The organism is Paenibacillus sp. FSL H7-0918, assembly GCF_038007025.1.
GTDB classification, from domain to species: Bacteria; Bacillota; Bacilli; order Paenibacillales; family Paenibacillaceae; genus Paenibacillus_AQ; species Paenibacillus_AQ odorifer.
The window spans coordinates 213,205-227,158 of record NZ_JBBOWJ010000006.1; the positions used below are offsets into that span (position 1 = coordinate 213,205).

The following is a 13,954-nucleotide window of genomic DNA, read 5'->3' on the forward strand; positions in this document are numbered from 1 at the left end:
TTTGCAATTTACTTCGTTTGTGTCTGGATAGGAATGACATCATTATGATGCAGTGCATCGAGCACTTCATCCTTTAATTGCGACGTGAAGGCATTCCATGCTTTTTTACCGATGTCCAGCTCTTCACGTCCAATAGCATTCAGTGTTTCCAGCCATAGACGTTTGTCGTTAATCAGCCCAAGTTGATCTTGAATCTCCTTATAGATCTCCTCATGCGCATGAAATTTCTGATTTAACGCAAAATCGGCCGCACTCGCGGTATAACGAAGTTCCTTAGCAGCGATTCTTAGCTGGTGCAAAGCGTCGAAGGCTTCTTTAGATTCGGCATTGTCTTCATGGAAAATAGCTTTACAGGTTTTTTTCTTCTGCTCATAAGCGATCTCAAGCTCACGCATAACAACGTTAACATTCTTTTTGGCGGCTAGGGCTTCAAGCTGCTCGCTTAGGAAGGTCTTCCACTTTTCCTCGAGGTCTTCATTGATTAGTTCAGGCAGCTCCTTAGCGAGCTTCTTGCGGTAAGTTTTGCGCTTGTCCTTTTGGTAAGCAATCACTGCCTTTAACAGGTCTGCAGTTTTGGAATCTCCGTTCTCCTTCGCTTGCTTGCGCTTGTTCTTGAAAGATTCTATTAGAACATCTGCATCTCTCACTTTACCTAATCTCTTTTGCGCTTTTTTGAAAATAGGGTACAGGCCTGAAGTGTGCCGCGGATCAAGAATGGATAATAGACTTAGCAGCTTACGGCAGTTCACTCTTGCCTGGTGGATATCTTCATCAGCGAATTTATTTAATGCGTCATGGCTGTAATCCCAAAAGTTGATATAAAGGTAGTTAAGGGCTTGTTCCCATTGCTTTGTTTTGGTTAGCTGTCGTTCTTTGGTCAGCTTGTCTCCTGTCATGCAGCATCACTCCTTAACGTTTGGGATAGCATGAATTTAGGGCTTCCCCTATTATGCTCTGGGGTAAGTCCATTTACTATAAGAATAGCGTTATCATAACCTCATTTCAATTCTCTGCTCACAGCATGGAGACAGATCGGTTACAATATTACTATCATTATTTATACGGATAGGCTTGGATCTTTAGCTGGTAGAGAATAGCAGGTCTCGTGGCTCATATTCGGGAAAGAGGGGCTTTGGTGGATACTCGTGAGTATGATTCAATATTTAGTAAACTTCCTTCAGAAATGGGGCTCTTTCAACATCTGAGTGCAAGGGATGAGAGCAAAGGTACAGAAGCAGGGAGCTTAGAGGATATGCTGGTCCCGTTCGCTTTTGAGGAAACCTTATGCCGGGATGTTGGAGCGGGACTTATACCTCCTAGCTTACATCTGTGGAGTCATTCTGGTGGTGTGGCACTTGGACTTCGGGACAGTAAGCTACCGTGTGCAGCTCAGGCGATGCTTACGCTTGAGGCGCAAGGGATTAGAACGGCGGTTAGGCATTCCGGCGGGGCTGCGGTGCCTCTGGATGCAGGGATCATTAATGTTTCTCTAGTTCTGCCCAAAGGACGTGGAAAGCTGGACTTTCATGATGACTTTAGGCTTTTGGCTGCTTTGATCACGGAAGCGGTTGCTATAAGTCATCCACAGGCTGCGGCGCAAATTGAGGCTGGTGAGATTGTTGGTTCTTACTGCCCTGGTGATTTCGATCTGGCCATTGGTGGCCGGAAGTTTTGTGGTATTGCTCAGCGTAGGCAGAACAATGCTTATTTTGTACATGCATTTGTTGTAGTTTCTGGCTCGGGACAAGAACGCGGTGAACAAATCCGCGATTTCTATGCGCGAGCCTCCGGAGGAGACTCCTCATTAGCTTATCCACGGGTTCGTCCAGAGACGATTGCTGGACTGGGTGAACTCGGTGGACCTGAAGTGGCGAAAGTGTTTGTGGAGGGGATTATTCAGGCTTTAATTCGTCGTGGGGTCTCTCTTAGAGCATCCCGCATTTTGCAGCAAGAGACAGGATACAGCTTGGACTATGATGATCCACGTGTGCTCAATGCAACGCGGGTGCTGCGCGAGCGGTATTCCTAAGGGCTGAGCATGGGTTGGAGTCTGTTAAAAAAGGACGTAACGGAAAGCTGGATAATGCCAGCCTACGTAACGTCTTTTTTAATATTCAACAATGACGCTCTTTTAATTATACAACTCAGGACGTCTGTCCGAAAAAATCGGAATTTGTTTCCTAATCTCACGCACCTGATGTAAATCGATCTCTCCGGTTAGAATTTGTTCCTCTTCAGAAGCCTCACACACAATATCTCCCCAAGGATCAATAATCATTGAATGCCCAGCAAAGATATTGGCAGGATCGCTGCCTGCACGGTTGCAGGCTACAACAAAACATTGGTTCTCGATGGCCCGGCTGATCAACAGCGCCCGCCAGTGGGACAATCTGGGCAGTGGCCATTCAGCGCAGACGAACAGGATTTCCGCCCCTTGTGCGGTATGGGCGCGAACCCATTCCGGAAACCGGATATCATAACAGATTAGCCCTGCACATAACGTATCGTCTAATGTAAATAGTCCTTTGGCTTCTCCCGGCTGCAGATACAAATGTTCATCCATCAGCTGGAACAAATGCAGCTTGCTGTATTGTCCGACGAGCTCACCTGATCGATTAAATACATACATGCGATTAGTTACACCAGTATCATTTCGGCTAGCGACAGAACCAGCGATGATATTGATGCTGTATTGTTTAGCCAAGCTGGAGATAAATGCCTTGGTAATTTCTCCTTCCGGATCGCCAATATCTTCTAAGCGAGTTAGATCATAACCAGTGGTCCATAGCTCAGGGAGAATCAGACAATCGGGGGCAGCGACAGCGGCTTCTTTTATTTTCTGGACAACAGCAGCATAATTCATAGCGGGATTGCCAAATGCTATATCCAGCTGAATCAGGGATATTCTCATAGGTATCCTCCTCTTTTGTTCAAGCGTATAGCACCGGATGAGGATAAGCAATGTTGATTTTTTAAAAATGATTTGATATATTAGTTGACGGGTCAATGATTATGCGTTAGTATAATTTCATACAAAACAATTGCATGCAATTAAATATAGAAAGGAGGTATATTTTGACGGAGTACTGTCCTGAGGAAGAACATATATTTGAACTGCTGCAGGCCTTAAACAAAGGAATCTCTCCAAAATTCGAACGTTGTGCAGGGATCAGTCCCACACGGCTTCGCCTCCTGCATGAACTGTTTCGGGTAGATGAAGTCAGCCAAATCAGTCTGCAAAAGGAAATGGATATTGATGCGGCAGCCGTCACACGTCATCTGAAGGGATTGGAAGAGAGTGGCATGATCGCTCGCCGCAATAACCCAGCCGATAACAGGGTCACATTGGTCTCATTAACCGATCAAGGTCGGGAAAGAATGGTTAAATATAGCGAAGAGAAAAGGCGGTTTATCGCTACTCTGCTAACAGGTTTTAACGATCAGGAGCGAGCAGTGCTCATTGATATGCTCAATCGTCTGCAATCTAATATCATTCTGTTGTAACTTACAAAACACACTCAAAGGAGAATTAATCATATGAACGCTACACAAACAAATGATTTTCAAGAAATTATTACAGGACGCCGCTCTATCCGCAAATATGATCCATCCGTTAAAATCAGCAAAGAAGAAATGACACAGATCCTTACCGAAGCTACACTTGCTCCATCTTCAGTGAACATGCAGCCTTGGCGTTTTCTGGTCATTGAAAGTGACGAAGCTAAAGCTACTTTAGCGCCTCTCGCTCGTTTTAATAACGTACAAGTAGAGACTTCTGCGGCTATGATTGCCATCTTTGGTGATTTGAACAACTTCGATTACGCTGAAGAAATTTACGGTACGGCTGTTGAACGTGGACTTATGCCTGCTGAAGTAAAAGAAAATCAATTAACCAGATTATCCGCTCATTTCGCTAACCTGCCACGGGAAATTAATAGAGACACCGTGCTTATCGATGGCGCACTTGTTGCTATGCAGCTGATGCTGGTTGCTCGTGCACATGGTTACGATACAAACCCAATTGGTGGATTTGAAAAAGACCAAATCGCTGAAGCGTTTGGTATGGAAAAAGATCGTTATGTTCCTGTAATGCTGCTCTCCATTGGTAAAGCTGTTGATGCAGGTTACCCCTCTGTTCGTCTGCCTATCGATAAAGTTGCTGAGTGGAAATAATTATTAAAGTTAGTAAGCCAACACGCTACCATAAACACTAATCTTAGGAGGAATATACAATGATCATTATTCATGCTGTACTTAAAGTTAATCCAGAGCGTCGCGAACAGTTTTTGACGGAGTCTAAAGCATTACTGGCTGCTACTCATGCTGAAGAGGGTAACCTTTCTTATGAGCTATATGAGAATGCTGGAGAAGCCAACTCATTTATTATGATTGAGCAATGGCGTGATGCTGAAGCAGTATCCAGCCACAATACGAGCGCTCATTTCACTGCTTTCTCAGCTAAAGCTGGCGAATTCTTGGCTGCTCCTCTAGATGTTAAAGTATTTAGCGCAGAACAGGTAAAATAAGCTGTCTCCATTCTTAGCGAATTCTATTTAAACCTAAACAGGGATGATCCATAGCCATAAAGGCTGTGGGGCATCCCTGTTTTGCATTTCACCCCGTTTATAAAAAGGAGATCTAGGGTATCTATCCTTACCTTGATTCAAAGGCATGCAATATAAACGATGGGGGACTTTACATATGAAGACACAGAGAAATATGATTGATTTCTTGAATTATTATCTATCCGGCGGATCGCTTGCCCGTATTATGGGTGTAGCAGGAGAAGAGGTGGAGCGTAAGCTTGAGGGGATAGACCTAGAGGCTGCCAGAGCCTATCGTCAGACGCTTGGCGGAGTCATTACGACAAGTGAGCAGCTATTCCAGCTTCCTGGATTTAGCCCAAGCTTCCTGGAACAACTTACTGAAGTATTGGGCAGACTAGACTCAGGCAAGCTAAAGGTTCTGGCTCCGCAGACTACGTGGAATAATCAAGTAACACCTTACGTGAATGGTCCAGAGTGTCTAGGAATGATATTAGAGGAGATCAGAAAAGCGCAGCATTATATCCACCTGTCTGTCATGCTTTTTTTTAATGATCGCTCGGGCAATCTGGTTGCAGATGAACTGTTTTATGCTCTTAAGCGTGGCGTTAAGGTAAGGGTTATGGTCAATTACACATTGACGGCTTTGGGGTACGGAAATAATCTGGAGTACGGCCAGTTCTCCAAGATTGCTGATCAGCTTGAGAATGCAGGCGCCAAGCTGCTGAATACCTTCAATTCGTATTATACAGCCATTGAATGGCGGGTGAAACGAAAGGCGCTGGAGCAAGAAGGAGTGCCGGAAAGTATCCTGTTTCTGCAGGATAAAGTGCAAGAGGATGTTGAGGTCACAGGACTGAATGTCATCGATCATCGGAAGTTTATGGTCATAGATGGGGTAACCACGATTATAGGCAGTGTAAATATTGGTGACCAATATACGTATGAGACCCCAGTGCAGGCATCCTCTGCAATGAGTATAGATGGACATCCACAGGGGATTCCTAGTAAAGAGGCTGAGTGGCATGATGGCTGCTTCCGGATTCGCGGCGCAGCAGCGCAGCCTTTGAATGCGATGTTCTATTCTCGCTGGCTGCTTCTAGGCGGAGATCATTTTGATGTGAATGATGTCTTTTATTATCCGGATGTGGATTATCATTTTGGTGAGGAAGAATGTACGCTGTTAGCAAGCTTTCCAGGTAACCCGGTTAACCTGATTCAACAATATTATCTGGATTTAATTACTTACGCGGCTGAAGAGACTATCATCGTGAATCCTTATTTGATTGATCAGGATTTTTGGGATCGGCTTGGGCTGCTTGGTCCGGAATGCTCGTGTAATTTGAACATTTGTAACCCGCTGGAGGTTAATGATCATCCTACAAATCGCGCGGCGGTAAGAGGCAATATGTATATGCCGTTTATTAACGGTGTTTCCTTCTATGACTACAGTGCCACCGGTCGATTTTCCCATTGGAAAATTACCTATGATCATAGATCACAAGCCGTTTTTCATGGTTCATATAATATCAACGAAAGAAGTGCCTGCCACGATTTTGAGCTGGGAATGCTGGTAAAAGGGGAGGCCTTTGCAGAGCAGATAAAGTCTATGATCGATTATGACCTGAGTGTTTCGCGGAAGATTACCAGTAAAAGTGAGTTCTTTAAGCATCCTTGGTTACACCCTAGTACTTATCTGAATAAGGCAACCCAGAATTATACTTGATAAATTGGGCTAATTCTCATGATATAATGATCGTTATAAATCATTAGGGTGGAGTATGGGCTATGCAAATCAAAATTACAAAAAGTGGTTTGAAAAAGGACGAGGTATTTTTTCTCACAGAATTTGGGGAGGGCCGGGGAATCTGGTGTGGTGCTCCTGTGAATCCAGGGGCAGAAATGGATGTGGAATTCGAGCTTTCGGAGCTGCTTATGAGGTGGGTGGATATCCATCCTGTGCCTGCAGGTGAGTTCAACATCAGGCTCGAACAGGATAGGGTTATTTTTACGGGCGTGTTGGAGAATATTGAAGAAGATGGCACAGGATTTTTACGAATAGGTGAAGGGTTAGTGATGTTCGAGTGTCTCGGTGAACCTATGGCACTGGGTGTGTTCGTAGAATTGCAGGTCCGTGATGTGCGAATCTATCCCTTCAGTATTTGACGCTTCTTAGGGACTAAGATAACATACAAAGATAACATTAGATTCAGAAAGTTAAGCATGAGGAGTAGAAAGCTATGAACACCGAAATTCAGCAATTTAAGACCGAATTCTTCAAGGCGCTGGCTCATCCGATGCGTATTCGTATTCTGGAGCTGCTTAGCGAAGGTGAGAAGAATGTGAATGAACTGCAGGCTATTCTCGGCTCGGAAGGTTCTGCTGTATCCCAGCAGCTAGCTGTTTTACGCGCCAAAAATGTAGTAACCAGTGTGAAAGAAGGCACCACAGTCATTTATGCCTTACGTGATCCTCTGATCAAGGACCTTCTGGTTGTGGCCAAACAAATATTTGATAACCATCTCGTGAATACCATTTCATTGCTGGAAGGCATGCGCGGCGAGTGAAAATGGAATAGATTAACGTTATTTTGGCGTTGACAACAGTCGCGTCCTAGAGTAATGTTCTTCTTATATTCAAATAATCAGATATTTAAAGAAAAGAAGGTTTGAACATGACAGGGCGGGGTCGTTATAAAGGCTACAACATGAACGCTTTTCGCAAGGATTTGATATCAGGGACAATCGTCGGGGTTATTGCCATTCCTTTAGGGATGGCATTTGCTATTGCTTCTGGTGTAAAGCCGGAATATGGCATTTATACGACAATCGTTGCCGGCATATGTATTTCATTGTTCGGGGGATCGAAATTTCAGATTGGTGGACCGACAGGTGCATTTATTCCTATCTTGTTTGCCATTGGGATGCAGTATGGTTATGAGAACCTGCTGTTAGCGGGGATGATGGCGGGGGTTATTTTAGTCCTCATGGGATTGTTAAGGCTGGGTGTACTGATTAAATTTATTCCGAAGCCGGTCACGATTGGTTTCACAGCAGGCATAGCGGTTATTATCTTCACCGGACAGATTGCTAACTTCCTTGGGTTAAGGGATATTGAACGGCACGAGAGCTTTGTAGATAACATGAAAGAAATTGGACTTCATCTATCGACGATCAATGGATATAGTATCCTGACCGCCGCGATTTGTCTGGCCGTTGTTATCCTAGCGATTCGCTTCGCTCCGAAGGTGCCGGGTTCATTGGTCGGTCTTCTTTGTGCGACTGTCATAGCAGCGTTATTTTTTAGCGGTAAGGTGACTACGATTGGTTTGGCCTATGGGAATATCCCTAATACACTGCCAAGCTTCCGTTTTCCGACCATTACCTGGGAGCGGATTACACTGCTGATTCGTCCGGCCTTTATCATCGCGATGTTGGGTGCTATTGAATCCTTATTGTCAGCTGTCGTAGCTGATGGGATGACAGGCAGCCGCCATAACAGCAACCGTGAACTGATTGGTCAGGGAATCGCCAATATTGCAGCTCCATTGTTTGGAGGAATTCCAGCCACAGGTGCCATTGCCAGAACCGCCACAAATATCAAAAGCGGCGCAGTTTCTCCGATCTCAGGGATCGTTCATGGGGTAGTGGTATTCCTAATTCTTCTGTTGTTTGCACCCTATGCTTCTAGTATTCCGTTGGCAGCGATGGCTCCTATCTTGATGGTAGTAGCTTGGAATATGAGTGAGCGTAAACAATTTCTTCAATTGCTTAAAATCAAAACAGGCGATTCTTTGGTATTATTCATCACTTTCTTGTTGACGATATTTGCAGATTTAACGCTGGCCGTAGAGGTGGGATTGATTCTTGCGGTGATTTTGTTTGTGAAACGGATGGGAGAGGTTCATCTGGTATCCAAAGTATTGCCTGATCCTAATTCCGTCAAGGTAGGAGCACATATGGTAACGGAGAGTCATGATTGTCCGCAGATTGGGATTTATACCGTGGAAGGGCCGCTGTTTTTTGGCGCTGCGTATAGATTTGATGACACCATGCCGGGTTATGGCTCCGATCAGCCGAAAATTATATTAATGCGGATGGGAAAAGTGCCATTCATGGATACTACGGGTGAATCCAATCTGGCGGAGCTGGTGCGGCATCTCCATGCTGTTGGAGGGAAACTGATGATCTCCGGTGTTCAGCCGCAGCCGCTTGAGCTTCTTAAGAGAACCGGGCTATATGACAAAATAGGAGAGGCACAGTTCTATCATCATACCGGTGAAGCGATCAATGAAGCTCTTAGCAGTATTAATCACAATAAATGTATCGGATGCAGTCATGCGGCGTTTAGGGAGTGTACGGCATTATCCTGTCAGGAGGATGCAGGTGGACTACGAGGTCTGACAGGACGCAAGAAGCCAGCATTGCCTCTGAACTAATCAGCGGTACTTGAGCTTAATAAATAAAGTCGGCCTGGGCGCTATTCTTGCGTCTGGGCTTTTGTATTAAAATTGGACTTCGGAATTCTGAATTTGTACAATTGGGTATAAGTTTAATGTAATTAATATCGATAAGGAGAATATAAGCTCATGAAGGAATTGAATTATCCGAAGGTGTTTATGCTCTTGGCGGGATTGTCTGTCGCTACATTGGCGGTATATCGTGTAGTGTCACTTCAGACGGATTCGTTTTACGCTTTTTTAATTTGGAATTTGTTCTTAGCTTGGATTCCGTTTTTATTCTCCATGGCTGCTTATGAGCTAGACAAAAGGAAGATAGGCGGTTTATTACTTCTTCCTTTGGGTGTCGCGTGGTTGCTGTTCTTTCCCAACGCGCCTTATCTCATGACTGACCTAGTGCATTTAACGGTAAGAAAAAGTAGATATATCGTGGAGGGGGCCATTCAGAATCGCTACTGGTATGACTTGGTCACTCTTTTATTGTTCACCTGGAGTGGATGGTTGACCGGTTTTTTCTCATTGTATCAGTTCCAGACGGTCATTTATCGCAAAAGCAACCTGCTGTGGTCATGGGTATTCGTGCTTGCGGCATGTATGCTCGGGGGATATGGTGTACTGCTTGGCCGAGTCTACAGACTCAATAGCTGGGACGTCCTGACGGACAGGCATCAGTTGTATCAACTTGTTCTGGATAGCCTGAATCTCCAGTCCGTATTTTTCAGCTTGTTCATTGCCTTTGTCCTGCTGGTCATTTACGCGACGATGTATTGTCTACTCAATGCTCTTGGCACCGGAGAAAGACGAAGAGTTACCAGAGGGTACTAATCGGCACACTCCGGCTCAAACTGGAATTGCTTCAGATCTACCACACCTTTTTCATTAAAACTAACTCCCTCTCCCTGTAGATAGAGTCTCTGGAGGGAGTTAGACTCATCCTCAGTTAGTGCGATCATTCCCTTAGCATTAATGACCCGATGCCAGGGCAGCTTATATTTTTTGCTCATGGAGTGAAGGATGCGAACGACCTGCCTCGCTCCTCTTGGGCTGCCTGCCGCGCGGGCAACTCCTCCGTAAGTCATCACTTTACCTTCTGGTATAGACTGTATGATATGAATAACTCTCTCAGTAAATGGTGTCATAGCAAGCTCAAGCTCCTATATCTTATTTTTATCCAATGAACAACAGATAAATCAATTCTAAACGAAACGGGGGACGAACAGGAGGATTTTTTGAGAATAGCAAAAAAGGGGTTGCAAAGCAATAAATACGCGTGGTATATTTTAACTGTAAAAATAATCTAAACGTTTAACAACGTGATTGAAAGAGTTCCATAATAAGATAGGAGAAGGTGTAATGAGGAAAACCAGCATTAAAGACATAGCCGCAAAGGCTAATGTTTCGATTGCTACAGTCTCCTATGTGCTTAATGGTACCCGCAATGTACGTTCCGATACAAGGGAACGAGTTGTTGCAGCCATTGAGGAGTTGAATTATAAGCCGAATGCTATTGCGAAGAGTCTCAAACTCAACCGTACGAATACAATAGGTGTTATTGCAGAAGATGTGACGGTATTTAACACCCCCGATATTATCGATGGAATTAATGATTTTGGAGATCGTAATGATTTGCATATTTTACTGGTGAATCTTCGTTTGGACAAGCGTATCGGCCGTAACTTCTCGAATACGGAAGACTATCGAAAGTATGCCGCTAATGCGGTTGCCGAACTGCTCAGTAATCAAGTGGATGGGATTATTTATATCGGTGTTCATCCCCGTGATTTAACGGGTTTAATCGATACGGAAGGTAAGCCTATTGTGTATACCTACTCTTACACACAGGACGATATCTCTATCCAGTATAATGATGAGCAAGCTGCTTACCAAGCCATGTCCTACTTGGTTAACCAAGGACATAGCAGAATTGCTGTAATCAGTGGGTTGATGGATTCAATCCCTTCCAGATTAAGACTGAACGGTTATTACAAGGCCGTTACTGAATATCAATTACCGTTCGATCCACTGTTAATTAAGATGGGAGACTGGGAGAGGGAATCAGGGTATCGTCTTACCTCCGAGTTGCTCGCTTTGCCGGAGCCTCCAACCGCGATTCTTTCCATGAATGATGTAATGGTTGTAGGTATTTTGCAGGCGGCAGAGGAAAAAGGGTTTAAAATACCGGATGATCTGTCGGTTGTCGGTTTTGATAATCGTGAATTCAGTGATTACTTACGCCCGCGTATAACAACAATGGGACTTCCGCTACATGAGATGGGCTATCAAGCTATTGAGGTGTTGTTCAATTTAATCAAGGGGACGAAGATGGATTCACTGACCATGCCGGAGTGCCGGTTGATCGAACGTGATTCTGTGGCTACGTTAAAAAATGCTGTGAGACAAAAATAAGTTTCACAGCTCCTTTTTCCTCATAAATCTAAACGTTTAACTTAAAATATTGAAGAGGTGCTAGGCAATGACGATTCTAGGCAACGAAAATTTCAGGATGGAGTTAAGCGACCGCGGAGCGCTTCAGTCTCTGATATTACAGGACGACCCTAGTGAAATGAATTGGGTAGTTGATCCGTCTTATTTGAAAGAGGCAGGTTATGCGGATACAGATAAGCTATTCGGAGAATGGACAATAGAGCTAGACGGGAATATCATAAAAAGCACTGATCTGTTGCCCAAAATCACGCCAGAAGGAAAAAACCGTGTATTTGTGGATTTTGAAGGTGCGCCGATTGCAATCAGACTTACATATTCTTTGGAAGATGAGCGACTAAGATGGACTATTGAAGCTATGAACCGCTCAACACAGTCTGTAAGAATTAATGGACTTCATGTGTGGTTTTCGCTCGCTTATGTCATGTACAGAGATGAAAATGTGCAGCGCAATATGAGTCAGTCCTGTGCAGTATTCCCCCATCTTGGTGGAGATTTCGCTAAAATTGCTGCCATTCGACGGAGCAACGAAGCACCACATCTGGGTGTTTATGGTGTTCAGGGCAGAACAGTAACCGTAGGTACTTATTGTAGTTATAAGAATCGTTTTCTTGAGCAGGTTTCCCCTTCTTTGGATGGTCTGCTGTATCATCGGCTATCGTTGGTGGAGGACGGATCATCTATGACCGAATCTGCAGCTGCCGACTGGATATATGGTGGCGCTTACAGTCCGCTGGATCTTGACGCTGGAGAGACCTCCAGCTGGGAATACATATTCCATCCCTGTCAGAATCGAGATGATTTCTATAGGCAGGGTATGGCCTATGGACATCCGCGCTGGAGCTATACGCCTGTATTAACCCGGGGAGGAAGGTTCGAAGCTGTTGTTGATCTGCCGCAGGGCCAGGCTCTACGTGAGCTGCGTTTGTATAGCACTTCAACGGCAACGGAGCTGATCCGCCAGGAGAATATTACGAACGAAGCTGTACGGTTGGAGTCAGGCAGCAGCTACACTATATCTTTACAGCGTTTGGAGCCGGGAGAACATAAGCTGGAGCTGGGGCTAGAAGATGGACGGACCGATATCCTGGTCTGGAATGTACTGGAGTCGATTGACCGGATTCTGGAAAAGAGAGCCGAGTGGTTGGTAAATAACAACTTTGGAGGGACAGGTGAGGCTGAGAGGCCATATGCCTTCCGTCCGCTATCGAATCAGGGAGAATCGCTGGGTAAGGTTGCTTTTCTTCTGATGAAGAATAGCATGGCCAAGGCTGTCCCCGAACAAGTAGCTAAGGCCGAGATTGCCGCAGTATTGGATGTGAAGGAGCATTGGTTTGAAGGCGGAGATTTCAATCATCCGCGTCCCTTGTATGGAGAATTCTACCGCATTTATGATCTGGATTATATTGGGCATGTCTTTTATCTATTGTCACGAATGGATGGTTCATTACTTAAAATTCATTCTCCTAGAGAATATCTACAATGGGCTGCCGAAATCATGTGCCTTCGCCTAGACCCTGATCGGCATAGTGGGCAGCGTGAACAGGATGAGAGCCGTCTAAATGGTATATTTGTGCTCTATATTCTTGATTTATTAGAGGCACTGAAGCAGAGCGGTCTTTCAGAAGAGTATAAACGTCTACTTACCTTATGGGAGCAATTTGGCAGAAATCTGGAGACAGGGATACAGCAGTATGAGGGAGCTATAACGGAGCATTTTTACGATAATGCAGGATTTGGTCCTACCTGTGAAACATTGTGTCACCTTGGAAATAAAGAGGAGGCTCAGCGTTATGGGCAACTAATTCTGGCAAATATCGGATTCAGCAATGATTACAGAGTGCAGAATCCGGATCGTTGGTGGGAAGCTTTGTCGTATATGATTCATTCCCTTTGGGGTGGATTGGTAGCAGGTGCATCCCGGGTTGCCTATGAATTCCTTGGAGACCCTGAATATTTGGAAGCCGCTTACCGTTCTACGATGGCAGTATTCAATTGTTACGATTGGAATGTACGCTCTACTCCACGCCGTTTGTTGCCTGGAGAGGCAGCCTCTACATATAGTGTGGCAGCTCCTAACCTGAACATGCCAGAATTGTCGCGAAACCGTTTTGGGCAATCCGTATTTGTGGGGGCAAGTGATTCCTTGTTTGCTTCGCTGTTCTCGGGTGTGACAGGAGATGATTGGGATATGGGGGAGGAGCTAGTGGCCTATCTAATGGGCTTCGGGACAACCACATATTTGTACAGGGATCCACGCGGAAAGATGCGCTGTATTAACGGTTATATTGAAGAAGACTCGGAGGGCTGGATCGTAACAAGTTACGCTGCATATCCGTCAAGATATGTGCTGCTTGAGGATAAGCTCGAATATCGCACAACTGAGGGGATACTAGAGCCTCGCGTAAGACTGGCAGGCGGAGGAGTATTCAGCCCTTGTCTGTAATCGCTAAGAATGACAAACCATGATGATTTTAGGCTAAAGCTTTAAATGCTTGGCTTGAAATAA

At 44.9% G+C, this 13,954-nt stretch carries 14 protein-coding genes; 11 read left to right on the forward strand and 3 right to left on the reverse strand.

Annotated features, from left to right (window positions below):
- Positions 1 to 8: 8 nt before the first annotated feature.
- Positions 9 to 896 (reverse strand): CHAD domain-containing protein, encoded by an 888-nt coding sequence (locus MHI15_RS29740; protein WP_341165213.1) that lies wholly within the window; start codon positions 894 to 896, stop codon positions 9 to 11.
- Positions 897 to 1,183: 287 nt separating this feature from the next.
- On the opposite strand from MHI15_RS29740, the gene MHI15_RS29745 reads away from it, so the two are divergent.
- Positions 1,184 to 2,029 carry a lipoate--protein ligase family protein gene (locus tag MHI15_RS29745; protein WP_341165214.1) on the forward strand — a complete coding sequence of 282 codons (846 nt, stop codon included), beginning with the start codon at positions 1,184 to 1,186 and terminating at the stop codon, positions 2,027 to 2,029.
- Between the two features lie 102 nt (positions 2,030 to 2,131).
- Here the strand turns inward: MHI15_RS29745 and MHI15_RS29750 are convergent, their stop codons facing one another.
- Positions 2,132 to 2,917 carry a carbon-nitrogen family hydrolase gene (locus MHI15_RS29750; RefSeq protein WP_341165225.1) on the reverse strand — a complete coding sequence of 262 codons (786 nt, stop codon included), beginning with the start codon at positions 2,915 to 2,917 and terminating at the stop codon, positions 2,132 to 2,134.
- 158 nt (positions 2,918 to 3,075) lie between these two features.
- On the opposite strand from MHI15_RS29750, the gene MHI15_RS29755 reads away from it, so the two are divergent.
- From MHI15_RS29755 to MHI15_RS29790, 8 genes are all read left to right on the forward strand, one after another.
- The gene (locus tag MHI15_RS29755; RefSeq protein WP_076304354.1) at positions 3,076 to 3,504 is read left to right on the forward strand and encodes a MarR family winged helix-turn-helix transcriptional regulator; all 429 of its coding nucleotides are present in this window, start codon (positions 3,076 to 3,078) and stop codon (positions 3,502 to 3,504) included.
- Between the two features lie 33 nt (positions 3,505 to 3,537).
- Positions 3,538 to 4,173, forward strand: coding sequence for a nitroreductase family protein (locus MHI15_RS29760; protein WP_076101373.1), 636 nt, complete (start codon positions 3,538 to 3,540; stop codon positions 4,171 to 4,173).
- Positions 4,174 to 4,232: 59 nt separating this feature from the next.
- Entirely contained in the window at positions 4,233 to 4,526 is a 294-nt protein-coding gene (locus tag MHI15_RS29765; protein ID WP_036676736.1) for a putative quinol monooxygenase, read from the forward strand.
- A gap of 175 nt (positions 4,527 to 4,701) precedes the next feature.
- On the forward strand, positions 4,702 to 6,270 hold the full coding sequence (locus MHI15_RS29770; protein ID WP_076193720.1) for a phospholipase D-like domain-containing protein: 1,569 nt from the start codon (positions 4,702 to 4,704) through the stop codon (positions 6,268 to 6,270).
- Positions 6,271 to 6,332: 62 nt separating this feature from the next.
- Complete coding sequence (locus MHI15_RS29775; RefSeq protein ID WP_076185165.1) at positions 6,333 to 6,710, forward strand: hypothetical protein; 378 nt, start codon at positions 6,333 to 6,335, stop codon at positions 6,708 to 6,710.
- A gap of 74 nt (positions 6,711 to 6,784) precedes the next feature.
- Positions 6,785 to 7,111, forward strand: a complete 327-nt coding sequence (locus MHI15_RS29780) for an ArsR/SmtB family transcription factor (RefSeq protein ID WP_036676741.1) — start codon at positions 6,785 to 6,787, stop codon at positions 7,109 to 7,111.
- A 107-nt stretch (positions 7,112 to 7,218) separates the two neighbouring features.
- On the forward strand, positions 7,219 to 8,982 hold the full coding sequence (locus tag MHI15_RS29785) for a SulP family inorganic anion transporter (protein WP_076124440.1): 1,764 nt from the start codon (positions 7,219 to 7,221) through the stop codon (positions 8,980 to 8,982).
- Between the two features lie 150 nt (positions 8,983 to 9,132).
- On the forward strand, positions 9,133 to 9,828 hold the full coding sequence (locus MHI15_RS29790; RefSeq protein ID WP_076103907.1) for a DUF1361 domain-containing protein: 696 nt from the start codon (positions 9,133 to 9,135) through the stop codon (positions 9,826 to 9,828).
- Here the strand turns inward: MHI15_RS29790 and MHI15_RS29795 are convergent.
- Positions 9,825 to 10,142 carry an MGMT family protein gene (locus MHI15_RS29795; protein ID WP_076124439.1) on the reverse strand — a complete coding sequence of 106 codons (318 nt, stop codon included), beginning with the start codon at positions 10,140 to 10,142 and terminating at the stop codon, positions 9,825 to 9,827. The genes MHI15_RS29790 and MHI15_RS29795 overlap by 4 nt on opposite strands.
- A 214-nt stretch (positions 10,143 to 10,356) precedes the next feature.
- On the opposite strand from MHI15_RS29795, the gene MHI15_RS29800 reads away from it, so the two are divergent.
- The gene (locus tag MHI15_RS29800; protein ID WP_076193723.1) at positions 10,357 to 11,409 is read left to right on the forward strand and encodes a LacI family DNA-binding transcriptional regulator; all 1,053 of its coding nucleotides are present in this window, start codon (positions 10,357 to 10,359) and stop codon (positions 11,407 to 11,409) included.
- Between the two features lie 67 nt (positions 11,410 to 11,476).
- A complete protein-coding gene (locus MHI15_RS29805) occupies positions 11,477 to 13,891 on the forward strand; it encodes a hypothetical protein (protein WP_341165215.1) in 2,415 nt (804 codons plus the stop codon).
- Positions 13,892 to 13,954: the final 63 nt, after the last annotated feature.

Coding starts and splice junctions, on each gene's coding strand:
- MHI15_RS29740 (WP_341165213.1), bottom strand. CDS start 896: ATGACAGGAGACAAGCTGACCAAAGAACGACAGCTAACCAAAACAAAG.
- MHI15_RS29745 (WP_341165214.1), top strand. CDS start 1,184: ATGGGGCTCTTTCAACATCTGAGTGCAAGGGATGAGAGCAAAGGTACA.
- MHI15_RS29760 (WP_076101373.1), top strand. CDS start 3,538: ATGAACGCTACACAAACAAATGATTTTCAAGAAATTATTACAGGACGC.
- MHI15_RS29765 (WP_036676736.1), top strand. CDS start 4,233: ATGATCATTATTCATGCTGTACTTAAAGTTAATCCAGAGCGTCGCGAA.
- MHI15_RS29770 (WP_076193720.1), top strand. CDS start 4,702: ATGAAGACACAGAGAAATATGATTGATTTCTTGAATTATTATCTATCC.
- MHI15_RS29775 (WP_076185165.1), top strand. CDS start 6,333: ATGCAAATCAAAATTACAAAAAGTGGTTTGAAAAAGGACGAGGTATTT.
- MHI15_RS29780 (WP_036676741.1), top strand. CDS start 6,785: ATGAACACCGAAATTCAGCAATTTAAGACCGAATTCTTCAAGGCGCTG.
- MHI15_RS29785 (WP_076124440.1), top strand. CDS start 7,219: ATGACAGGGCGGGGTCGTTATAAAGGCTACAACATGAACGCTTTTCGC.
- MHI15_RS29790 (WP_076103907.1), top strand. CDS start 9,133: ATGAAGGAATTGAATTATCCGAAGGTGTTTATGCTCTTGGCGGGATTG.
- MHI15_RS29795 (WP_076124439.1), bottom strand. CDS start 10,142: ATGACACCATTTACTGAGAGAGTTATTCATATCATACAGTCTATACCA.
- MHI15_RS29800 (WP_076193723.1), top strand. CDS start 10,357: ATGAGGAAAACCAGCATTAAAGACATAGCCGCAAAGGCTAATGTTTCG.
- MHI15_RS29805 (WP_341165215.1), top strand. CDS start 11,477: ATGACGATTCTAGGCAACGAAAATTTCAGGATGGAGTTAAGCGACCGC.